20 protein-coding genes are annotated in these 21,190 nt (G+C 54.4%); 11 read left to right on the top strand and 9 right to left on the bottom strand.

Going from position 1 to position 21,190, the window contains the following annotated elements; all coding sequences use genetic code 11:
* The first annotated feature begins 9 nt into the window (after positions 1 to 9).
* From mrdA to lipA, 8 genes are all read left to right on the top strand, one after another.
* Positions 10 to 1,911, top strand: a complete 1,902-nt coding sequence (gene mrdA / locus AC1MKH_RS06845) for a peptidoglycan DD-transpeptidase MrdA (protein WP_276218435.1) — start codon at positions 10 to 12, stop codon at positions 1,909 to 1,911.
* A 2-nt stretch (positions 1,912 to 1,913) separates the two neighbouring features.
* Positions 1,914 to 3,026, top strand: a complete 1,113-nt coding sequence (gene mrdB / locus AC1MKH_RS06840; RefSeq protein ID WP_015965383.1) for a peptidoglycan glycosyltransferase MrdB — start codon at positions 1,914 to 1,916, stop codon at positions 3,024 to 3,026.
* Between the two features lie 10 nt (positions 3,027 to 3,036).
* Positions 3,037 to 4,137, top strand: a complete 1,101-nt coding sequence (rlpA, locus tag AC1MKH_RS06835) for an endolytic peptidoglycan transglycosylase RlpA (protein ID WP_276218438.1) — start codon at positions 3,037 to 3,039, stop codon at positions 4,135 to 4,137.
* Positions 4,138 to 4,283: 146 nt separating this feature from the next.
* Entirely contained in the window at positions 4,284 to 5,483 is a 1,200-nt protein-coding gene (gene dacA / locus AC1MKH_RS06830) for a D-alanyl-D-alanine carboxypeptidase DacA (protein WP_149464373.1), read from the top strand.
* A gap of 104 nt (positions 5,484 to 5,587) precedes the next feature.
* On the top strand, positions 5,588 to 5,851 hold the full coding sequence (gene ybeD, locus AC1MKH_RS06825) for a DUF493 family protein YbeD (protein WP_015965386.1): 264 nt from the start codon (positions 5,588 to 5,590) through the stop codon (positions 5,849 to 5,851).
* Between the two features lie 61 nt (positions 5,852 to 5,912).
* Positions 5,913 to 6,584, top strand: coding sequence for a lipoyl(octanoyl) transferase LipB (gene lipB / locus AC1MKH_RS06820; protein WP_442961866.1), 672 nt, complete (start codon positions 5,913 to 5,915; stop codon positions 6,582 to 6,584).
* Positions 6,585 to 6,858: 274 nt separating this feature from the next.
* Positions 6,859 to 7,812 carry a YbeF family transcriptional regulator gene (locus AC1MKH_RS06815; protein ID WP_276218444.1) on the top strand — a complete coding sequence of 318 codons (954 nt, stop codon included), beginning with the start codon at positions 6,859 to 6,861 and terminating at the stop codon, positions 7,810 to 7,812.
* 199 nt (positions 7,813 to 8,011) lie between these two features.
* Complete coding sequence (lipA, locus tag AC1MKH_RS06810) at positions 8,012 to 8,977, top strand: lipoyl synthase (RefSeq protein WP_015965389.1); 966 nt, start codon at positions 8,012 to 8,014, stop codon at positions 8,975 to 8,977.
* Between the two features lie 226 nt (positions 8,978 to 9,203).
* Here the strand turns inward: lipA and tatE are convergent, their stop codons facing one another.
* Together tatE and AC1MKH_RS06800 are read right to left on the bottom strand one after the other, a co-directional pair.
* Positions 9,204 to 9,410 (bottom strand): twin-arginine translocase subunit TatE, encoded by a 207-nt coding sequence (gene tatE / locus AC1MKH_RS06805; RefSeq protein ID WP_276218447.1) that lies wholly within the window; start codon positions 9,408 to 9,410, stop codon positions 9,204 to 9,206.
* 127 nt (positions 9,411 to 9,537) lie between these two features.
* Positions 9,538 to 10,326: a deaminated glutathione amidase gene (locus AC1MKH_RS06800; RefSeq protein ID WP_276218448.1), complete on the bottom strand. Its 789-nt coding sequence runs from the start codon at positions 10,324 to 10,326 to the stop codon at positions 9,538 to 9,540.
* 93 nt (positions 10,327 to 10,419) lie between these two features.
* On the opposite strand from AC1MKH_RS06800, the gene crcB reads away from it, so the two are divergent.
* Complete coding sequence (gene crcB / locus AC1MKH_RS06795; RefSeq protein WP_015965392.1) at positions 10,420 to 10,797, top strand: fluoride efflux transporter CrcB; 378 nt, start codon at positions 10,420 to 10,422, stop codon at positions 10,795 to 10,797.
* 59 nt (positions 10,798 to 10,856) lie between these two features.
* Here crcB and cspE read toward each other — a convergent pair whose 3' ends face one another.
* The 7 genes from cspE to AC1MKH_RS06760 form a co-directional block, all read right to left on the bottom strand.
* The gene (gene cspE / locus AC1MKH_RS06790; RefSeq protein WP_000034825.1) at positions 10,857 to 11,066 is read right to left on the bottom strand and encodes a transcription antiterminator/RNA stability regulator CspE; all 210 of its coding nucleotides are present in this window, start codon (positions 11,064 to 11,066) and stop codon (positions 10,857 to 10,859) included.
* Positions 11,067 to 11,258: 192 nt separating this feature from the next.
* A complete protein-coding gene (gene pagP, locus AC1MKH_RS06785) occupies positions 11,259 to 11,828 on the bottom strand; it encodes a lipid IV(A) palmitoyltransferase PagP (RefSeq protein WP_231828207.1) in 570 nt (189 codons plus the stop codon).
* Positions 11,829 to 11,983: 155 nt separating this feature from the next.
* Positions 11,984 to 15,103 carry an efflux RND transporter permease subunit gene (locus AC1MKH_RS06780; protein WP_276218457.1) on the bottom strand — a complete coding sequence of 1,040 codons (3,120 nt, stop codon included), beginning with the start codon at positions 15,101 to 15,103 and terminating at the stop codon, positions 11,984 to 11,986.
* The gene (locus tag AC1MKH_RS06775; protein ID WP_276218459.1) at positions 15,100 to 16,536 is read right to left on the bottom strand and encodes an efflux RND transporter periplasmic adaptor subunit; all 1,437 of its coding nucleotides are present in this window, start codon (positions 16,534 to 16,536) and stop codon (positions 15,100 to 15,102) included. Before AC1MKH_RS06775 ends, AC1MKH_RS06780 begins: the two co-directional genes overlap by 4 nt.
* The gene (locus tag AC1MKH_RS06770) at positions 16,533 to 17,789 is read right to left on the bottom strand and encodes a TolC family protein (protein ID WP_276218460.1); all 1,257 of its coding nucleotides are present in this window, start codon (positions 17,787 to 17,789) and stop codon (positions 16,533 to 16,535) included. Before AC1MKH_RS06770 ends, AC1MKH_RS06775 begins: the two co-directional genes overlap by 4 nt.
* 12 nt (positions 17,790 to 17,801) lie before the next feature.
* A complete protein-coding gene (locus AC1MKH_RS06765) occupies positions 17,802 to 18,134 on the bottom strand; it encodes a copper-binding protein (protein WP_276218462.1) in 333 nt (110 codons plus the stop codon).
* Between the two features lie 54 nt (positions 18,135 to 18,188).
* Entirely contained in the window at positions 18,189 to 18,533 is a 345-nt protein-coding gene (locus AC1MKH_RS06760) for a DUF2946 domain-containing protein (RefSeq protein WP_327621804.1), read from the bottom strand.
* Positions 18,534 to 18,915: 382 nt separating this feature from the next.
* On the opposite strand from AC1MKH_RS06760, the gene dcuC reads away from it, so the two are divergent.
* Complete coding sequence (gene dcuC, locus AC1MKH_RS06755; RefSeq protein WP_015965399.1) at positions 18,916 to 20,286, top strand: anaerobic C4-dicarboxylate transporter DcuC; 1,371 nt, start codon at positions 18,916 to 18,918, stop codon at positions 20,284 to 20,286.
* An 89-nt stretch (positions 20,287 to 20,375) separates the two neighbouring features.
* The gene (gene rna / locus AC1MKH_RS06750; RefSeq protein ID WP_276218467.1) at positions 20,376 to 21,182 is read left to right on the top strand and encodes a ribonuclease I; all 807 of its coding nucleotides are present in this window, start codon (positions 20,376 to 20,378) and stop codon (positions 21,180 to 21,182) included.
* The last annotated feature ends 8 nt before the right edge of the window (positions 21,183 to 21,190 follow it).

Here is a 21,190-nt window from a genome sequence, read left to right as displayed (position 1 = left end):
AAGCAGCGAATGAAACTACAGAATTCTTTTCGCGACTATTCGGCTGAGTCTGCGCTGTTTGTGCGCCGGGCGCTGGTCGCCTTTACGGGGATTTTGCTGCTTACCGGCGTGCTGATCGCTAACCTCTATAATCTGCAGATCGTCCGTTTTACCGATTATCAAACCCGTTCCAACGAGAACCGCATTAAGCTGGTGCCAATAGCGCCAAGCCGCGGCATTATCTACGATCGCAACGGTACCCCACTGGCGCTCAACCGCACCATCTACCAACTGGAGATGATGCCGGAAAAAGTCGACAGCGTGCAGGACACGCTGGAAGCGCTGCGCGGCGTGGTCGATCTCAACGATGATGATATCGCCAATTTCAAAAAGGAGCGCTCGCGCTCGCATCGCTTTACGTCTATCCCGGTGAAAACCAACCTGACAGAAGTTCAGGTTGCGCGCTTTGCGGTGAATCAGTACCGCTTCCCCGGCGTGGAAGTGAAAGGCTATAAACGCCGCTATTATCCGTTTGGATCCGCCCTCACCCACGTCATTGGATACGTCTCAAAAATTAACGATAAAGACGTTGAGCGGCTCGACAAAGACGGCAAGCTGGCAAACTACGCGGCAACGCATGATATCGGTAAGCTCGGTATCGAACGCTATTACGAAGATGTGCTGCACGGCCAGACTGGTTATGAAGAAGTTGAGGTCAACAACCGTGGGCGCGTCATCCGTCAGTTGAAGGAAGTGCCGCCACAGGCCGGACATGATATCCACCTGACGCTCGATCTTAAGCTGCAGCAGTACATTGAAACGCTGCTGGCCGGCAGCCGTGCAGCAGTCGTGGTTACCGACCCGCGAACGGGCGGCATTCTGGCGCTGGTTTCCATGCCAAGCTATGACCCAAACCTGTTCGTCGATGGCATCTCCAGCAAAGATTACTCGGGGCTACTGAACGACCCGAATACACCGCTGGTTAACCGTGCCACCCAGGGGGTTTACCCGCCAGCCTCGACCGTGAAACCTTACGTGTCCGTATCCGCGCTCAGCGCGGGCGTGATCACCCGCAATACCAGCCTGTTTGACCCCGGTTGGTGGCAGTTGCCGGGCTCTGAAAAACGCTATCGTGACTGGAAAAAATGGGGCCACGGCCACCTGAACGTGACGAAAGCGCTGGAAGAATCAGCGGATACCTTCTTCTATCAGGTCGCCTATGACATGGGTATTGACCGCCTGTCCGAGTGGATGGGGAAATTTGGCTATGGCCATTACACAGGTATCGACCTTGCAGAAGAGCGCTCTGGTAATATGCCGACCCGTGAATGGAAGCAGAAACGCTTTAAAAAGCCGTGGTATCAGGGCGATACCATTCCGGTCGGTATCGGCCAGGGCTACTGGACGGCAACGCCGATTCAGATGAGCAAAGCGCTGATGATCCTGATTAACGATGGCGTGGTGAAAGTGCCACATCTGCTGATGAGCACCACCGAAGCCGGGAAACAGATCCCCTGGGAGCAGCCACATGAACCGCCAGTTGGTGATATTCATTCCGGCTTCTGGGAAATCGCCAAAGACGGGATGTATGGCGTCGCCAACCGTGGCAACGGTACCGCGCATAAATACTTCGCCAGCGCGCCGTATAAAATTGCGGCCAAGTCCGGTACCGCGCAGGTATTCGGCCTGAAAGCGAATGAAACCTATAACGCGCATAAAATTGCCGAGCGTCTGCGTGACCATAAACTGATGACCGCTTTCGCGCCGTACAACGATCCGAAAGTTGCCGTTGCCATTATTCTGGAGAACGGCGGCGCAGGCCCGGCGGTGGGGACGATTATGCGTCAAATTCTCGACCACATTATGCTTGGCGATAACAACACCGATTTACCAGCCGAAAATCCGGCCGCAACGGCGGCGGAGGACCAATAAACATGACGGATAATCCGAACAAAAAATCGCTGTGGGATAAAATCCACATCGATCCGGCCATGATGCTGATCCTGCTGGCGCTGCTGACCTACAGCTCGCTGGTCATCTGGAGCGCGAGCGGCCAGGACATCGGCATGATGGAGCGTAAAATCGGCCAGATCGCCATGGGTCTGGTGATCATGGTTGTAATGGCGCAAATCCCGCCGCGCGTGTACGAAGGCTGGGCGCCATGGCTCTATATCTTCTGTATTATTCTGTTGGTGGCGGTCGATGCCTTCGGCGCGATTTCGAAAGGCGCTCAGCGCTGGCTTGACCTCGGCGTCGTGCGTTTCCAGCCATCAGAGATAGCCAAGATCGCCGTCCCGCTGATGGTCGCGCGCTTTATTAACCGTGATGTCTGTCCGCCGTCGCTGAAAAACACCGGTATCGCGCTGATATTGATCTTCATGCCAACGCTGCTGGTCGCGGCGCAGCCTGACCTCGGAACATCCATTCTGGTTCTGCTCTCCGGTTTATTTGTGCTGTTCCTCTCCGGCCTGAGCTGGCGACTTATCGGCATCGCCGTGGTACTTATCGCCGCCTTTATTCCGATATTGTGGTTCTTCCTGATGCACGACTATCAACGTCAGCGCGTCATGATGCTGCTCGATCCGGAATCGGACCCGCTCGGCGCGGGCTATCATATTATTCAGTCTAAAATTGCGATAGGCTCCGGTGGCCTGCGTGGCAAAGGCTGGCTGCACGGTACCCAGTCGCAGCTGGAATTCCTGCCTGAACGTCACACCGACTTTATCTTCGCCGTTCTGGCGGAAGAACTGGGGCTGATTGGCATTCTGGTACTGCTGGCGCTGTACGTGCTGCTGATTATGCGTGGGCTCTGGATTGCCGCCCAGGCGCAAACCACCTTTGGCCGCGTCATGGCCGGTGGCCTGATGCTGATTTTATTCGTTTATGTCTTTGTAAATATTGGTATGGTAAGTGGCATTCTTCCGGTGGTGGGCGTTCCGCTACCGCTGGTCAGCTACGGGGGCTCGGCCCTTATTGTACTGATGGCCGGGTTCGGTATCGTCATGTCGATACATACCCACAGAAAAATGTTGTCGAAAAGCGTCTAAGAGGTGCTCAATGCAAAAGCTTTGGCTGGGGATCTGCATCGCAGCAGGATTGCTGGCAGGTTGTTCGAATGATGATGTGCAACAAAAAACCGTCACCGTTCCGCAGCCCGCAGTATGTAATGGCCCGATAGTGGAAATCAGCGGGGCCGATCCGCGCTTTGAGCCGCTGAGCGCCACCGCAAACCAGGATTACCAGCGCGACGGTAAAAACTACAAAATCGTGCAGGATCCTGCCAACTTCAGCCAGGCGGGTTTTGCCGCTATCTACGACGCTGAACCCGGCAGCAATCTGACGGCGACGGGCGAGGCGTTTGACCCGACGCAAATCACTGCCGCGCACCCCACGCTGCCGGTGCCGAGCTACGCGCGCGTCACCAACCTGGCGAATGGCCGCATGATCGTCGTGCGCATTAACGATCGCGGCCCGTACGGCAACGATCGCGTGATTTCCCTTTCCCGCGCGGCAGCCGATCGTTTGAATACGTCAAACAATACCAAAGTGCGTATCGATCCGATTATCGTAGCCCAGGACGGCACGCTTTCCGGCCCAGGCATGGCCTGTACGACCGTCGCGAAACAAACTTACGCCTTACCCAGCCGCCCGGATCTGAGCGGCGGGTTAGGCAGCGCGTCATCGGCTCCGCAAGCCTCTTCGCCGCAGGGCGATGTGCGCGCTATCAGCAACGATACACTGAAACCTGAAGACACCGCGGGTGCGCCCGTCAGCAGCAGCGGTTTCCTCGGCGCCCCTACTCCACTTAACAACGGTGTGCTGGAAAGCAGCGAGCCAACCCAACCCGTGCAAACAGCCGCACCGGTGACCGCGCCCGCCGCAACGCCTGCCCCTGCGGCTGTCGCTGCACCCGTAGCGGCGTCTGCCGCGACCGGCGACTTTGTGGTCCAGGTTGGCGCCGTCAGCGATCAAGCGCGCGCGCAACAGTATCAACAGCGCCTGAGCCAGCAGTTCTCTGTACCGGGACGCGTCACGCAGAACGGTGCCGTCTGGCGTATTCAACTGGGCCCGTTCAGCAGCAAAGGCGAAGCCAGCACCTTACAACAACGTTTGCAGAGCGAAGCCCAACTGCAATCGTTTATCACTCGCGCCAACTAAGATGTATCCAGGCTTCCGATATCGTTTGCTAATGAATGTAAAAGTCATTAACAAAGTCGTATGCGATGTCGGATGCCTGCCCGCACTGCATTTGCTATAGTAAGGCACTTTTTTTAATTCCATAAACGGACGTCGTTGTTCTGACCATGAAGACCTCTCTTTCTGCTTGCTTACTTATCCCAGCGCTCTCAGTCGCCGTACTGACCTCCGCTGCCCATGCCGATGATTTAAACATCAAAACCATGATCCCGGGCGTACCGCAGATTGACGCGGAGTCCTACATCCTGATCGACTACAACTCAGGCAAAGTTCTGGCTGAACAGAACGCCGACGCCCGCCGCGACCCGGCCAGCTTGACCAAAATGATGACCAGCTATGTTATCGGTCAGGCGATGAAAGCGGGTAAATTCAAAGAGTCCGATCTGGTCACTGTCGGCAACGACGCCTGGGCGACCGGCAACCCGGTCTTCAAAGGCTCTTCACTGATGTTCCTGAAACCTGGCATGCAGGTTCCTGTTTCTCAGCTGATCCGCGGTATCAACCTGCAATCCGGTAACGATGCCTGCGTGGCGATGGCCGACTTCGTGGCAGGCAGCCAGGATTCCTTCGTGGGTCTGATGAACAGCTACGTTAGCGCGCTGGGCCTGCAAAACACCCATTTCCAGACCGTTCACGGCCTGGACGCTGACGGTCAGTACAGCTCTGCTCGTGATATGGCGAAAATCGGTCAGGCGCTGATCCGCGATGTGCCGAACGAATACACGATCTATAAAGAGAAAGAGTTCACCTTTAACGGTATCCGCCAGACTAACCGCAACGGCCTGCTGTGGGATAACAGCCTCAACGTAGACGGTATTAAAACCGGCCACACCGATAAAGCAGGCTATAACCTGGTGGCTTCCGCTACCGAAGGTCAGATGCGTCTGATCTCCGCCGTAATGGGCGGTCGCACCTACAAAGGTCGCGAAACGGAAAGTAAAAAACTGCTGACCTGGGGCTTCCGCTTCTTCGAAACCGTTAGCCCGCTGAAAGCCGGTAAAGAGTTCGCCTCTGAGCCCGCCTGGTTTGGCGACAGCGATCGTGCTTCCCTCGGCGTGGACAAAGACGTTTATCTGACCATCCCGCGTGGCCGCATGAAAGATCTGAAAGCCAGCTATGTGCTGACCTCCACCGAACTGCATGCACCGCTGCAGAAAAATCAGGTCGTGGGCACTATTAACTTCCAGCTGGACGGCAAAACAATTGAACAGCGTCCACTGGTAGTGCTGCAGGAAATTCCGGAAGGTAACTTCTTCGGCAAAATCATTGATTACATTAAATTAATGTTCCATCACTGGTTTGGTTAAAAATCACCCACTTGAAAGTGTGATTTCGATCCCCATATACTATGTAACGTTAAGCAACTCCCGCCTGTCCGGCGGGAGTTGTTCTTTTTACCACTGGAGCTGACATGAAAACCAAACTGAACGAACTGCTTGAATTCCCGACTCCCTTTACTTACAAAGTGATGGGTCTGGCGAAACCTGAGTTGGTTGACCAGGTGGTGGAAGTGGTACAGCGCCATGCGCCTGGTGATTACTCTCCGCAGATAAAACCGAGCAGCAAAGGCAACTACCACTCGGTGTCCATTACCATCAACGCGACGCATATTGAGCAAGTGGAGACGCTGTACGAAGAGTTAGGCAATATCGAAATTGTTCGTATGGTGCTGTAATCCCTGCCACGTTACCCGGCCTGCCGGGTAACGTTAATTGTTTGTGATATACTCCCCGTCCATGAATTCCTCTCTCTACGGAGATGCTGTTTTGGACACCAATACCCTTCTCATCCGCCAGCTTGGCTTACAGCCGTACGAACCCGTATCGCAGGCCATGCATGAGTTTACCGATCAACGCGACGACACAACGCTCGATGAAATCTGGCTGGTTGAGCATCACCCTGTCTTTACTCAGGGCCAGGCCGGTAAAGCGGAACATGTACTGGTGCCGGGCGATATTCCCGTAATTCAAAGCGACCGTGGCGGCCAGGTGACCTATCACGGGCCGGGTCAGCAGGTGATGTACGTATTGCTGAATCTGAAGCGTCGTAAGCTTGGCGTGCGTGAACTGGTGACGCTGCTGGAACAAACGGTGGTGAATACCCTGGCGGAGTGCGGTATTGACGCGCATCCGCGCGCCGATGCGCCGGGCGTTTATGTGGGTGAGAAAAAAATCTGCTCCCTGGGGCTGCGCATTCGTAAAGGGTGTTCTTTCCACGGCCTGGCCCTGAATATTGCGATGGATTTATCGCCCTTCCTGCGCATCAATCCTTGCGGTTACGCCGGTATGGAGATGACCCAGGTACAGCAGTGGAAAGCTGATGCCACGCCTGACAATATATCACCGCTTTTAGTCTCACATTTTTTAGCGCTGCTAAACAATCCACCACACGAATATATTCACAGTTAATATATATTCTCCCCAGCCCAACCTTACCGTTGGGCTGGCGTTATTTCCCTCCTGCCCCCCTTTACAAAAATATCAAAATTCTATATTTTCTCTTCAGCTTCATTCAGCAAAAATAACATACCAGACTACCACAGCAACCAATACATAAAGACAACTCATTGAATAAATGAGATAAAATTAAAATAAAATCACAAATTGCAATTTTGTATCGAAGATAATAATAACGACAAAAGCAATAAACCATTCACATAGTGAATGTAAAAGGGTAAATAGAGTGGAATATCAGCAACCGTTAGAAAATAAATCACCGCCACGTATCGATAATGATACAACCCAGATTTTCCGCACCTTACGTAATATTGATCTTAATTTGCTGACGATTTTTGAAGCGGTCTATGTCCATAAGGGGATTGTTAACGCAGCGAAAGTGTTAAATATCACGCCGTCTGCCATCAGCCAGTCGATTCAAAAACTGCGTGGTCTTTTCCCTGACCCGCTGTTTATCCGTAAAGGTCAGGGGGTGACGCCAACGGCCTATGCCACGCATCTGCATGAATATATTAGCCAGGGGCTGGAGTCGATACTTGGCGCGCTGGATCTTACCGGCAGTTATGATAAACAGCGTATCCTCACCATTGGTACGCCGCCCTCCGTCGGGGCGCTTATCATGCCTGCGATTTACCAGGCCATTAAAGAAAGCTACCCGCAGATTCTGGTACGTAATATTGCCGTCAACGACACAGGCAATCAGCTCAGCCAGTTCCAGACGGATTTGATCATCGATAGTCATGCTCAGACAATGCCAGCGCTTTACAGCCACACGCTGTTTCGCGACCCGCTGGTGCTGGTCTGTCGCCATGGGCATCCCGTTTTACAGCAATCCGTTACCCTGACATTGCTGAAGGCGTATGAATATACACTGTTGACGCCCGATGGCAGCAGCCACAGCAGCCTGCATAAACGCATTCATGAGATGCTGCCAGACCGTCAGGTGAGTTTCAGCAGTTACAATTTGTTCACCATTGCGTCACTGATTGGCGGCAGCGACCTGCTGGGGATCATGCCGCGTCGATTCTTCTCTCTTTATCGTCAGTGCTGGCCGCTGGCCTGCATTGATTTTGCGCCCATTCAGCAAGAAGAAGTCGAATTTTCATTGCATTACAACAAGCTCAGCCTGCGCGATCCGGTTTTACAGGGTGTCATTGATGTCATTCGTCAGGCATTCTGATCGCGAAAACAGTTAGCCCGTCCGATAACTAAAAAGCATAAAACAACAACTATTTTACAATTTGCCGCACTGGCAGGCTGCTTTGACACCCGTTTCAATGGTATACTGCTTACAATGAATTCAAAAATAGTTGATAAATGCAACATTTCATTGAATTGAAACGCTTTCCTTAAAGACTCGCAACTGGAACACGCACGCTATGAGTAAACCCATTGTGATGGAACGCGGTGTTAAGTACCGCGACGCCGATAAAATGGCACTTATCCCGGTCAAAAACGTGGCCACCGAGCGCGAAGCGCTGCTACGCAAACCCGAGTGGATGAAAATCAAACTTCCGGCTGACTCCTCCCGTATTCAGGGTATCAAAGCGGCGATGCGCAAGAATGGCCTGCACTCTGTTTGTGAAGAAGCCTCTTGCCCGAACCTGGCGGAATGTTTTAACCACGGCACCGCGACATTCATGATTCTGGGTGCTATCTGTACCCGTCGTTGCCCATTCTGTGACGTTGCCCACGGTCGCCCGGTAGCCCCGGATGCCAACGAACCGGGCAAACTGGCGCAAACCATCGCCGACATGGCGCTGCGTTATGTGGTCATCACCTCCGTTGACCGTGATGACCTGCGCGACGGTGGTGCTCAGCACTTTGCCGATTGCATCAGCGCCATCCGCGAGAAAAGCCCAACGATTAAAATTGAGACGCTGGTTCCTGACTTCCGTGGTCGTATGGATCGCGCGTTAGAGATCCTGACGGCAACCCCACCAGACGTCTTTAACCACAACCTGGAAAACGTACCGCGTATCTATCGCCAGGTGCGTCCAGGCGCGGATTACAACTGGTCGCTGAAGCTACTGGAACGCTTTAAAGAAGCGCACCCGGAAATCCCAACCAAGTCTGGCCTGATGGTCGGCCTGGGTGAAACCAACGCGGAAATCATCGAAGTGATGCGCGATCTGCGTCGCCACGGCGTCACCATGCTGACCCTGGGTCAGTATTTGCAGCCAAGTCGCCATCACCTGCCGGTACAGCGTTATGTGAGCCCGGATGAGTTTGAAGAGATGAAAGCGGAAGCGCTGGCGATGGGCTTCACCCACGCCGCGTGCGGCCCGTTCGTTCGTTCCTCCTATCACGCCGATCTTCAGGCGAAAGGAATGGAAGTGAAATAAACGCAGACGCAGCGTTTAGCGAAGCCGTTGCTTTTAAGCAGCGGCTTTTTTATACCGGCATTAGAAACATCTGATTGCAACTTAATACCTTTCGTCATATTTCAGGTATCAAAAAAGGCCATTGCGTCTCCGCGTTGGCCTTTTTAACAGGCTATAATTGCCCGCTATAAGACATGCACCTGCTTAGAGCAGAATTTATCCGCACGCCTTATCCAATGTCTGCTGCTTACTCTTTGTGAGAGAGTTTTTCCGCCGGGATGTCATCCGCATCAACACTTTTCTTAGCGCTGACCTCATCCTCGTTCATGGCTTTCTTGAAGCCCTTGATTGCTGAGCCCAGGTCGCCGCCCAGCGTACGTAATTTTTTGGTACCAAACACCAGAACAATCAGCGCTGCGACAACCAGCAGTTTGGTAATACTAATCTCACCCATAGATACCTTCTTCTCTAAAACAGGCTGCAAAATGCGTTAAATGACCATAGCGTATTAACGGTCATCTTACCGCGCGCACACAATAGCAATCTGTAACAAGGTGAATCAAGTGTTGTTTAAAAAAACGTCACAGTAATTGCGGTAGCGCAAAACGGCGGTTAGTTAATACCGGTAATTGTGCGCGCACCTCTTTCACCTGCTGTTCAAAGACTTCCGCCATTATAAGTTGCGGCGTGGCCCCGGCACCGGCGAGCGTGACGCCCAGGGGGTCGATAATACGGCTCTGGCCGATATTCCGACTGCCACATTCGCCCGAGGCGACGATATAACAGGTCGTATCGAGCGCGCGTGCCGCCAGAAGCGTTGACCAGTGGTGCTCCTTCAGCGGCCCGCGTACCCATGCTGCAGGTAGAACCAGCAGATTTGCCCCCTGAAGTGCCAGGCTTAACGCCAGCTCAGGAAAGCGCAGATCGTAGCAGGTCATTAACCCCACGCGCATCTCACCAACCTCAAGCAGCGGCGGCACCACCGCGCCCGCATCCACAAGTTTTGACTCCTGCACGTTAAACGCGTCATAGAGGTGCAGCTTCTGATACTGCGCAATCACCTCTCCGCCACGCAGCGCTACCAGCGTGTTCACGGCCCTGCCCGCCGTAGAGGGCACGTGCAGCGTCAGGATGGTCGTCAGCGTATCCTGACGGCTCTGTGCCTTCAGTTCCTGCATAAAGCCGCCATCGAGCATCTGAGCGGATTTCACGCTGAGATCGGGGTCAGCGATATCACGCGCCAGCAACGCCTCAGGCAGTACCAGCAATGAGACGCCACGTTCTGCTGCCGTGCGCATCAGCGAGATGCATTCCTGCGCGTTGGCCTGCCAGTCGGCAGAAACGCTAAATTGACCCGCCGCGACCCACATATGACGTCCTCTTTTTTACGTTGGTTCTGGCAAGATTAGCAGCTTCAACGCTAAACTCACCCACTTCGATGGTTTGAAAACAGGAAAAATCAGGTGTTCAACGTTCTCCTGGCAGTTTTTATCGGCGGCGGAACCGGTAGCGTCGCGCGCTGGATGCTCAGCACCCGGCTCAACCCAATGCATCATGCGCTGCCGATTGGCACGTTAACGGCAAACCTGCTGGGCGCGTTTATCATTGGTGCGGGGCTGGCGTGGTTTAACCGAATGACGCATATCGACCCGATGTGGAAACTGCTTATCACCACAGGGTTCTGCGGCGGTTTAACCACCTTCTCCACTTTTTCGGCGGAAGTGGTCTTTCTGTTACAGGCGGGGAAGCCGGGATGGGCGCTGCTGAATGTCGGGGTGAATCTGCTGGGCTCGTTTGCGATGACCGCCCTGGCCTTCTGGCTGTTTAACGCCAGTCGATAAATGGACGAAAAAAAACCCGCGATTAGGCGGGTTTTGAATTCTGACTGCTAATGCGCTGATTACAGAGCGATTACGTTAGCAGCAGAAGGGCCTTTGGCACCGTTAGTGATTTCGAACTCTACACGCTGACCTTCAGCCAGAGTTTTGAAACCATTGGTCTGGATTGCAGAGAAGTGTACGAACACGTCTTTGCTGCCATCTTCCGGAGTAATGAAACCGAATCCTTTGGACTCATTAAACCACTTAACGTTACCTTTAATCTTAGACATCAAAATTACCTTTATATGAAAAAACGACACAAATGCTGTGTCAGGTATCAGTACAACAATAATGCTGCGTTTTGTCTAGTGCAGGTTAGCTAAAAAGTGATAAATGTCTCTAACTTTTATACGGGGGTTGACTTTAATTCGAGTTTGTTAGCAACCCAGTCAACCCCACTGCTCCCATGCGCAAAACCAGGATTAAAACTGGAAGCGCATCCAGGCGAAGTAAACGTTGCCGTTGTTATAGGTGCCCGGTATATAGGTCATCTGGAAGGTTGCCGGACCATAGCCGATAGACGCCATCGGCAGCAGCACCGGAATCGGCACATAATTGTAGTTGTCACGCGCCGTAACCCCTACCGTATAGCCCAGTCCCAGACGGAAATTATCATCGCTCAGCGGTCGCCATGTTTTCTCCCAGCCGTAGCCGCCAATCGGCTCCCACTTGTTCCAGGAGTCTTTAAACGCCATCAGATAGATGCCGTGCCAGTTCCCTTTTTCATCCCAGCGAGAGACACCAAAACCCGCGCCCCATGGACGTTCGTTGTAACGGTCGGTTTTCTCTTTATCGTAGGCAAAGCGCGCATGCCAGGTGATTGCCGGAACATAGAGATCGTAATGCTGGGGTTCATCCCAGGTTTGCGCAATATTATCGTTGAGCGTGGAGAAGCCGTTGCGCACCGATTCGGTAAATGAGGCATTCGCCGCAGGCAGAATGCAGAGTTGAGCCGCAATTAGCGCAGCCACTAAATAAATTCGTTTGAGCATTAACACGTTAGCATTACCAAAGCTTATTACATAATAGAAATAGCGTACCAATGCTAACCTTAATCAAGGCTTAACAATATCGGGTTATTCTTTATTTTAGGGTAATTCTTAGTAAATAAAGTAAAGTAATTAAGCACCCCGCAGGGTGCTTGTATTCATTGTTTACGGTGGATGATGCGATAAAGCGCAGGAATAACCAACATCGAGAGTAACGGTGCGGAAATCATCCCGCCGATCATCGGTGCGGCAATCCGGCTCATCACCTCCGAGCCCGTACCACTGCCCCACATGATAGGCAGCAGGCCGGCCATGATGGTCGCGACTGTCATCACTTTGGGGCGCACTCGTAGTACCGCCCCTTCATGAATTGCGCGCATTAATAGCGGTGTACCGCCATCAGGATCGGATTTACGATGTTTCTCAAGCGCGTGATTCAAATAGAGCACCATAATCACGCCAAATTCAGCAGATACGCCTGCAAGGGCGATAAATCCTACCGCGCCAGCCACCGAGAGATTATACCCCAGCAGCCATAACAGCCAGACGCCGCCGATCAGCGAAAAAGGAAGAGTTCCCATTATCAGTAATACATCTGAAATACGTCTAAAGGTTAACCAAAGTAGTGTAAAAATAATCACTAAGGTCACCGGAAGGACTATTTTCAGTTTTGCCGTAGCGCGTTCAAGATATTCAAATTGCCCGGACCAGGAGAGCGTTACCCCCTGCGGCAAGGCCACCTGTTGCGCTACACGCTGCTGCATCTCATCCACCGCGGATTTCAGGTCACGTCCGCGTAAATCGACATAGATCCAGTTCGACAGTCGCGCATTTTCGCTTTTCAGCATTGGCACGCCTTCGGTGATACGGATATCCGCCAGTTCGCTGAGTGCCACCTGACTCCCACTGGCCGTCACCACCGGCATTGCCCGCAATTTATCGATATTATCGCGCCATTCGCGCGGGTAACGGATGTTAATGGGATAGCGTTCTCGCCCTTCGATAGTCTGACCAACGTTCTCGCCGCCCACCAGCGTCGACACCAGCGATTGCAACTCTTTCACCGACACGCCATAGCGTGCCGCCTGCTGGCGGTTGATGGCGATATCAACATAACGTCCGCCGGAAAGCCGCTCAGCCAACGCGGACGTCACGCCAGGTACGCCTTTCACCACCTGCTCGATTTCGCGGGCGACACGTTCGATATCCGCCAGGTTATTGCCGTTCACTTTGATTCCCACCGGGCTCTTGATGCCTGTCGCCAGCATATCGAGACGGTTGCGAATCGGCGGTACCCAGACGTTGGCAATCCCCGGTACTTTCACCGTTTTATCCAGCTCCTCAATCAGTTTGTCCGGCGTCATGCCCGGTCGCCACTGGTCGCGAGGTTTGAACTGAATGGTAGTTTCCAGCATGGTCAGCGGCGCAGGGTCGGTCGCCGTTTCCGCGCGCCCGGCCTTACCGAACACGCTGGCCACTTCCGGCACGCTTTTAATCAGCCGATCGGTTTGTTGCAGCAGACGGCTCGCTTCGCGTGCAGAAATGCCCGGCAGCGTAGACGGCATATAGAGCAAATCGCCCTCGTCAAGCGGTGGCATAAATTCGCTGCCCAAGTGGCTGAGCGGCCAAAGCGTAATGCCCAGCAGCAGCAACGCCAGCGCCAGTGTCGCCTTCGGCCAGGCCAGCACTTTATCAAGCAGCGGCTCATAGGCACGAATCAGCCAGCGGTTAATCGGGTTGGCTTGCTCATCCGGGATTTTTCCGCGAATAAAATAGCCCATCAGCACCGGCACTAAGGTGATACCGAGCCCCGCAGCCATTGCCATCGCCCAGGTTTTGGTGAACGCCAGCGGCGCGAACATCTTCCCTTCCTGCGCTTCCAGCGAGAAGACCGGAATAAACGACAACGTGATGATCAGCAGGCTGCAAAACAACGCAGGCCCCACTTCGGTCGCCGCTTGCCCGGCAATGTGCCAGTAATCGGGGCCGGAAGGCGTTTTATCGGGATGATCGTGCCGCCACTGTTCCAGTACTTTATGCATGTTTTCGATCATCACGATCGCCGCATCCACCATGGCACCGATGGCGATCGCAATCCCACCCAGCGACATAATGTTGGCGTTGATCCCCTGATAGTGCATAACGATAAACGCACCAAGTATGCCAAGCGGCAGCGAGACAATTGCCACCAGTGCCGAGCGGAAATGGAACAGAAACAGGGTACAAACCAGGGCAACGACGATAAACTCTTCGATCAGCTTATGGGTTAACGTTTCGATCGCGTGGTCGATAAGCTGCGAACGGTCGTAAACCGGGACGATCTCCACCCCTTCCGGCAACGTTTTTTGCAGCGACTGAAGTTTCGCTTTCACGTCCATAATGGTCTGACGGGCATTCTTGCCATAACGCATGATGATAATGCCGCCGGCCACTTCCCCTTCGCCGTTAAGCTCCGCGACGCCGCGCCGGATTTCCGGCCCCATCCGTACATCGGCGACATCTGCCAGCAGCACCGGCACGCCATCACGGCTGGTCACCACCACCTTGCGGAACTCATCAAGCGAATGCAGATAACCGGTGGTGCGCACCATGTATTCTGCTTCGCCCATCTCCATCAGCGCGCCGCCGCCCTCCTGGTTGGCGGATTTCAGCGCATCGACAATTTGCTGATGCGTCACATTTAGCGCCCGCATCCGCGTCGGATCGGCAATCACCTGATACTGGCGCACCATCCCGCCGACGCTGGCGACTTCCGAAACGTTAGGCACGGTTTTCAGTTCGTACTTCAGCGTCCAGTCCTGGAGCGCACGCAGATCCGCAAGGCTGTGTTTGCCGGTACGGTCAACCAGCGCATACTCGTAAATCCAGCCCACACCTGTGGCATCCGGCCCTAATGCCACCGTGACGCCTTCCGGCATTTGCGCCTGAATCTGACTCAGATACTCCAGCACGCGCGAACGCGCCCAGTAAAGGTCAGTACCGTCTTCAAACAACACGTACACATAAGCGTCGCCAAACATCGAAAAGCCGCGCACCGTCTTCGCGCCAGGCACCGAAAGCATGGTGGTGGTAAGCGGATAAGTGACCTGATCTTCAATAATCTGCGGCGCTTTTCCCGGATAGCTGGCGCGAATAATCACCTGCACATCAGAGAGGTCCGGCAGCGCATCCAGCGGCGCGCGTTGCACCGCCCAGGCGCCCCACAGCGCCATCCCCAGCGCCGCAAAAATCACCAGCAGGCGATTACGCAACGCAGCTCGAATCACGGCGGCAATCATTTCTCGCCTCCCGTCATTGGCATCCATTGTGAAATCAGCGGCCCCTGCGCATCATCCAGCGTAAAGTGAAACATGATGTTATCGCCAGGCTTCGGTTTTGCCGCGCTGGCGCTGAGGGTGAAGTCCATGGTCATCGCGCCCCAGTGCAGTTCAGGAATTGGCTGGTGCGACAGCGTTACCGTGCTCCCTTCGATAGCTTTGACGACGCCGTTGCCGACATACTCTTGCGCCTTTTTCGTTTCCTGCGGCAAGGCGCTGCGCAGGCTGGCTTCGGAATCAATCAGGAACTGACCGGAGGTCACCACCTTATCGCCCTCTTTCAGCCCTTCTTTTACCTCCGTCCAGCCGTTGGCGGTTACGCCTGTGGTGACGCGTACCGGTGCGAAGTGCCCGTCTCCGGTGGCGACAATCACCCGATTTTCACTGCCGGTGGCAATCAGCGCTTCTTCCGGGATAGCCAGCACCGGCGGCTGCGCGGATTCATCCTGCAAACGCACGGTTAAAAACATCCCGGGCTTCAGTTTGTGCTGCGGGTTATCCAGCACAATGCGCGCCTTCAGGGTGCGTGTGGTGGTTTCCATCTGCGGCAGCAGTTCACTTACCTTGCCGTGGAACTGCTCGCCCGGCCAACCGTCAGCGCTCGCCACGACGTCACTGCCCGGTATCAGGCGTTGCGCCTGGGTTTGTGGGTAATCAATCACCACCCATACCGGGTCCTGGCTTGCCAGTTCAAACAACGGCGCGGTGGCGGTAACCTGCGCGCCTTCACGCGTATCGAGCTTCGAAACGTACCCCTCCTGCTCGGCACGCAGCACCATTCGCGACTGCGGTTTGCCGCTGCGTTCCACCTGGCGAATGACGGATTCCGGCATAAAGGTCAGCGTCAGGCGCTCACGAGCGGCCCGGCTGAGCGCGGCATCGCCAAGTTGACGTACAGCCAGATACTCCTGCTGCGCCGCCGTCCATTCGGGGATCCACAGCTGCGCCAGCGGCTCACCGGCTTTCACCCACTGCTGCGGGGCGCGAACAAACAGTTTCTCGACGACGCCGTTGGCCGGAGACGGAATAATTTGCAGGCTACGCTCATCGGTGGTGACCGTGGCAAACGCGGAAAAAGGCTGTACCAGCGCGCGTTTTTCCACACTGCCGATGCGCATGCCGAGACTTTGCTGCTGTTGCGGGCTAATGCTAACGCCGCCGTTATCCGGCGTTTCATCGGCATAGCGCGGCACCAGTTGCATATCCATAAATGGTGATTTTCCCGGCTTATCAAAGCGCTGGCCGGGGACCATCGGGTCGTACCAATAGAGCACTTTGCGCGCCGTCGCATCCGTGGCGGCGGAGTCTGTCGCCGGGCTACGATGTCCGGCGTAATAGCCCGCTCCCGCCGCCAGCACGGCCACAATCGCCAGCGTCAGTAAGTTCTTGTTCATAGCGCCAGCTCCTGTGGAATTAAGTAGTGAATGGCCGCCCAGGTTCGGGCGACCTCGCGTTCGGCCTGACTGGTGGCAAGGGTGCTGTCCAGCACATCGCGACGCGCGGCGAGCAAGGAGGAAAGGTCAGACTGCCCGGCGCGATACTGGGCGGTCAGTAAGGAAAGGCGCTGCTGCTGGAGCGGTAGTGTTTCATCGCGCAGGCGCAACCAGATATTTTGCGCGGCCTGATATTCGGCAATCAGCGAGCTAATCTGGGCGGCGTGATCGCGTTCAGTCAGCGAAAGCTGATCGTTGGCCTGCATAGTGCGAGAGACATCCGCCGCGTAATCTTTATCCTGACGTTTATCTTTGAACAGCGGCAAATCGACGGTAAACATCACCCCCGCCATATCGTCATACCCTTCCGAGCGATGGCCGTAGTACACCTCGACATCGACATCGGGGATGGCCGCCACCGCCGACTGCGCCGAGCGCGCTTTGGCCTCGTTGGCTTCCCGCGCGGCGGCAATCACTTCCGGGTGCTGATCCACACCGGCCAGCAGCGTGGCTTCATCCGCAGGCAAGCGTTGATACGGCGGCAGTGCGCCGGAAACCGATTCAATCGGCTGACCGGTAAACTTCATCAGTTTTGCCCGCGCCACCTGCACATCGCGCTCCGCCAGTGTGACGTTATTGCGCATTGCGTTCAGCGTGACCTTTAGCGCCAGTACGCTGTCCGGTGCGGCGGTTCCGCTGCCGACGCTGGCGCGCTGCGTTCCCTGCTGTCGCTCGGTTTCCGCCACCAGCTTTTTGGCCGATTGCAGCGCTTTTTCCGAGAGCGCGAGATCGAGCCACGCTTGCGCGGTATCGCGTTGCAGCGCGGCACGAATCGCTTCTGATTTCGCGCTAACGCTTTGCGCCTGCGCCTGTAACGTCTGCGCCTTGCGTTCGCGTTTTTCGGCGCTGACGTAACGCTGCATGATGCCCACGCGCTGCATGGTCATCCCTTCGCGGGTCAGACGTTGGTTATTACTGCCCTGTACCGGGACGTTCTCGATACCAAATTTCAGTTTCGGATCCGGCAATTCACCTGCGGAATCCGCCATATTTTCCAGCGCCCGCGCTTCATTGCGATTAGCGGAAAGTTCAGCGGAATAGCGCTGGGCTTGCGACAGAGTTTGCGTGAGTGTCCATGACTCCGCCTGCACGGCGGAGCCAAAAAACCCAAGCAACACCCCGCCGAGCCAAAGGCTCAACGTGCGTTGTTTCATATCACCTCCGGCTTAGCGGTGCGGATTCAGGGATACAATCTGGTAACCGCTATCACCTTCGGTAAAGGTGAAATCCACATCCTCGCCCACGCGTTGCGCGGTCACGGGTTGGCTTGTCGGTTGGGCAAATTGCATCGTCATCGCAGGCCAGTTCAGCGCGGGGATGGGATGATGGGCAATGGTGATGGAAGTGGGGGTCACTTTTTTGATAACACCTTCCCCCTGCCAACTGGCGGCGGACGGCATGGTCATTGTGGCGTGTGCGCTCATCTCGTGAGCAGAAACGGAAAATGCGGATACAGCAAACAGTACGCCAGCCAGCGCACGAGTATAAATTGCAGACATAGTAAACTCCTGATAATCGTTAATTAATTGATAGTTAAACGGATTATCAGGTTTCTATTCGCGGAACCGGCAAAAACGGATCGTTGCCGGAGGCCCTACGGCGGGAGGTGCCAGTGACCACGCGTCTTCCTGGACGGCTTCACAGGTCGGCATAACTAACGCCAGGCTGGAAACCACCGGAATCGCGACTAAAGAGGAGTTATCGTGCGTTTTCTGCGAGGAGTCGGGCACACAGTGCTGCCCGCACAGCGACATGTTGTTTTCCGTCGCATGCGATGACATCTGGTGATCCATATGCTGGATCATCGCCGCCTCGCCCGCCGGGCTTAACTGACAGTCATGAGAAGCAATTGCTACCTGGCACTGGATAAACCAAAAACCGAACGCGAGCAGAAGCATCAGAAAATGTTTTCTGATGAAGCGTAAGCGCCAGTTCCAGGATGCGTACATAATCACGATTCGGTTAATGAAAGTAACCGGAGTATACGCAGGCAATATTCGTGAAATAAAGTCTTTTTTAATTGCTTTACGATTCAACAAACTGGAAATAATTATAACAATTAATTCACTTATTGCTTTCAGATACGCCCTGCCCCGCTATAATCAAGAGGTTTTCAGCTTTGTGATTTACTCGATCAATTGCCTGTTGTATTACTACAAATAATCATTTTATTGATTTCCATCAGCAAGTATTGCCGCTTATTTCGGCACATTCCCTTTATTATTCTTTTTTATGCGCCATTTGTAGCGCATATTTTCGACAATGGTGATAGGTATACTCATGTTAACGGCATTTGAGCTCCTGATTGGGGTTGTGGTCATTGTGGGCGTTGCCCGCTATATCATTAAAGGCTTTTCCGCCACCGGCGTGTTGTTCGTCGGTGGGATTGTCTTGCTGATCGCAAGCGCGCTGATGGGCCATAAAGTGTTACCCGCCAGCGAAGCAAGCACCGGCTATTCCGCAACGGATATCGTTGAATACATCAAAATCCTGCTGATGAGCCGCGGCGGCGACCTCGGCATGATGATCATGATGCTGTGTGGTTTTGCCGCCTATATGACGCATATTGGCGCCAACGACATGGTCGTAAAACTGGCCTCAAAACCGCTGCGTTATATTAACTCACCCTATTTGTTGATGATTGCCGCCTATTTCGTCGCCTGCCTGATGTCGCTGGCTGTGTCATCCGCGACGGGCCTTGGCGTATTGTTAATGGCAACACTGTTCCCGGTGATGGTAAACGTCGGCATTAGCCGTGGTGCGGCTGCTGCTATTTGCGCCTCTCCGGCGGCGATTATTCTTTCTCCTACTTCCGGTGACGTCGTGCTGGCGGCAAAAGCGGCGGAGATGCCGTTAATTGATTTTGCCTTTAAAACGACGCTCCCAATCTCAATCGCAGCGATTATCGCAATGGCGATTGCGCACTTCTTCTGGCAGCGCTATCTCGATAAAAAAGAGAACGTGTCCCATGAAATGCTCGATGTGAATGAAATCACCACCACCGCACCGAGCTTTTACGCCATTCTGCCCTTTGCGCCGATCATTGGCGTGCTGATTTTCGACGGTAAATGGGGCCCGCAGCTGCACATTATTACCATTCTGGTTATCTGCATGCTGCTGGCGGCGGTGCTGGAATTCTGCCGCAGTTTCAACACGCAGAACGTCTTCTCCGGTCTGGAAGTGGCCTATCGCGGCATGGCGGACGCCTTCGCCGGCGTGGTGATGCTGTTGGTTGCCGCAGGCGTCTTTGCCCAGGGCCTGAGCACGATCGGCTTTATCGATAGCCTGATTTCCATCGCCACCTCGTTTGGTTCCGCGAGCATTATTCTGATGCTGGTGCTGGTGGTGCTGACCATGCTGGCGGCGATGACCACCGGTTCCGGTAACGCGCCGTTCTATGCGTTCGTCGAAATGATTCCTAAGCTGGCGCACACCTCGGGTATCAACCCGGCTTATCTTTCCATTCCGATGCTGCAGGCATCCAACCTTGGCCGTACCATCTCCCCGGTTTCCGGCGTCGTGGTTGCGGTAGCCGGGATGGCAAAAATCTCGCCGTTTGAAGTGGTGAAACGCACCTCCGTTCCGGTGCTGGTTGGCCTGGTCGTGGTGATCATCGCGACTGAAATTCTGGTACCGGGTAGCGCGCTGTAAGTATTCGCGAAACTGATAAAAGGCGTCTAACGACGCCTTTTTTATGCTTTAATAATTGCCTTGAATCGTTAACACCCCGGATACGTACTATGTTCAGGAAGGATCTTCTGGCCGGATGCGTAGGCACCCTGCTGCTCGTCGCGCAATGCGCCAGTGCTGCCCCCCTCACTCCCACGCAATATGGCGATTTTGACCGCTATGTGCTGGCGCTTTCGTGGCAAACCGGTTTTTGTCAGAGCATGAACGACAGAAATCGCAAAGAGCCGCAGGAGTGCAAAATCCAGAAAGAGACGGCCAACAAAGCCGATCATCTCACCGTCCACGGTCTCTGGCCGGGGCTGCCAAAATCTATCGCCTCTCGCGGCGTTGATGAAGGCCGCTGGATGCGCTTTGGTTGCGCGACGCGCCCGATTCCGAATATGGCGGAAGCCAAAGGCAGCCGTAAATGTTCAGCCCCCGAAACCGGTTTATCGCTGGAAATGGCAAACAAGCTGAACGGTGTGATGCCCGGCAGCGGTGGAAAATCCTGCCTTGAGCGTTATGAATATGCCAAACATGGCGTCTGTTTTGGTTTCGACCCGGACACGTATTTCGGCACCATGGTGCGCCTGAACAGCGAAGTGAAAGCCAGCGCGCTGGGGCAATTTTTAGCCGCTAATTATGGGCAAAAAGTGAAGCGCAGCGACTTTGATGCCGCCGTTGCCAGCGCCTTCGGTAAAGAGAACGTCAAAGCGTTTAAACTGACCTGTAATGGCAACCCAAACTACCTTACCGAAATGCAAATTTCACTAAAAGCCGGGAACATCAACGCGCCACTTTCTGCCGCGTCGTTCCTGCCTCAGCCGCACCCAGGCAACTGTGGTAAACAGTTTGTGCTGGATAAAGTGGGATACTGACAATAATC

It is taken from the genome of Pseudocitrobacter sp. CD920760, assembly GCF_057782505.1.
Note: the sequence above shows the minus strand (reverse complement) of the source record. Positions and strands in the feature narration are given on the sequence as shown.

Excerpts from the sequence above, each read along its gene's own strand:
- mrdA (WP_276218435.1), top strand. The coding sequence starts at position 10 with ATGAAACTACAGAATTCTTTTCGCGACTATTCGGCTGAGTCTGCGCTG.
- mrdB (WP_015965383.1), top strand. The coding sequence starts at position 1,914 with ATGACGGATAATCCGAACAAAAAATCGCTGTGGGATAAAATCCACATC.
- rlpA (WP_276218438.1), top strand. The coding sequence starts at position 3,037 with ATGCAAAAGCTTTGGCTGGGGATCTGCATCGCAGCAGGATTGCTGGCA.
- dacA (WP_149464373.1), top strand. The coding sequence starts at position 4,284 with ATGAAGACCTCTCTTTCTGCTTGCTTACTTATCCCAGCGCTCTCAGTC.
- ybeD (WP_015965386.1), top strand. The coding sequence starts at position 5,588 with ATGAAAACCAAACTGAACGAACTGCTTGAATTCCCGACTCCCTTTACT.
- lipB (WP_442961866.1), top strand. The coding sequence starts at position 5,913 with ATGAATTCCTCTCTCTACGGAGATGCTGTTTTGGACACCAATACCCTT.
- lipA (WP_015965389.1), top strand. The coding sequence starts at position 8,012 with ATGAGTAAACCCATTGTGATGGAACGCGGTGTTAAGTACCGCGACGCC.
- tatE (WP_276218447.1), bottom strand. The coding sequence starts at position 9,410 with ATGGGTGAGATTAGTATTACCAAACTGCTGGTTGTCGCAGCGCTGATT.
- AC1MKH_RS06800 (WP_276218448.1), bottom strand. The coding sequence starts at position 10,326 with ATGTGGGTCGCGGCGGGTCAATTTAGCGTTTCTGCCGACTGGCAGGCC.
- cspE (WP_000034825.1), bottom strand. The coding sequence starts at position 11,066 with ATGTCTAAGATTAAAGGTAACGTTAAGTGGTTTAATGAGTCCAAAGGA.
- pagP (WP_231828207.1), bottom strand. The coding sequence starts at position 11,828 with ATGCTCAAACGAATTTATTTAGTGGCTGCGCTAATTGCGGCTCAACTC.
- AC1MKH_RS06780 (WP_276218457.1), bottom strand. The coding sequence starts at position 15,103 with ATGATTGCCGCCGTGATTCGAGCTGCGTTGCGTAATCGCCTGCTGGTG.
- AC1MKH_RS06775 (WP_276218459.1), bottom strand. The coding sequence starts at position 16,536 with ATGAACAAGAACTTACTGACGCTGGCGATTGTGGCCGTGCTGGCGGCG.
- AC1MKH_RS06770 (WP_276218460.1), bottom strand. The coding sequence starts at position 17,789 with ATGAAACAACGCACGTTGAGCCTTTGGCTCGGCGGGGTGTTGCTTGGG.
- AC1MKH_RS06765 (WP_276218462.1), bottom strand. The coding sequence starts at position 18,134 with ATGTCTGCAATTTATACTCGTGCGCTGGCTGGCGTACTGTTTGCTGTA.
- AC1MKH_RS06760 (WP_327621804.1), bottom strand. The coding sequence starts at position 18,533 with ATGCTTCTGCTCGCGTTCGGTTTTTGGTTTATCCAGTGCCAGGTAGCA.
- dcuC (WP_015965399.1), top strand. The coding sequence starts at position 18,916 with ATGTTAACGGCATTTGAGCTCCTGATTGGGGTTGTGGTCATTGTGGGC.
- rna (WP_276218467.1), top strand. The coding sequence starts at position 20,376 with ATGTTCAGGAAGGATCTTCTGGCCGGATGCGTAGGCACCCTGCTGCTC.